The 270-nt window shown below is 68.1% G+C and carries 1 protein-coding gene; it reads right to left on the bottom strand.

Annotated elements, in window-relative coordinates:
- Nucleotides 1-270: UvrB/UvrC motif-containing protein (locus BIV01_RS11810; RefSeq protein ID WP_175473706.1), on the bottom strand; the 270-nt coding region annotated here is incomplete at both ends.

The raw sequence follows: 270 nt of genomic DNA, 5'->3' as shown, positions 1-270 counted from the left end.
TTCTCGAGGCGGAGACGCTCGCCGAGGAGCTTCTTCTCCTCGTCACGGAGCGAAGCGGCCTTCTCGAAGTCCTGCTCCTCGATCGCGGCTTCCTTCTGCCCGCGGACCGCCGAGATCTTCTCGTCGAACTCGCGGAGCTCCGGCGGCGCCGACAGGATCGACAGACGGAGACGTGCACCGGCCTCGTCGATCAGGTCGATCGCCTTGTCCGGCAGGAAGCGGTCCTGCACGTAGCGGTCCGCGAGGTTCGCCGCGGCGACGATCGCGCCG

The sequence above is a fragment of the Curtobacterium sp. MCBA15_013 genome, from assembly GCF_001865095.1.
In the GTDB taxonomy this organism is placed as follows: Bacteria; Actinomycetota; Actinomycetes; order Actinomycetales; family Microbacteriaceae; genus Curtobacterium.
Note: the sequence above shows the minus strand (reverse complement) of the source record. Positions and strands in the feature narration are given on the sequence as shown.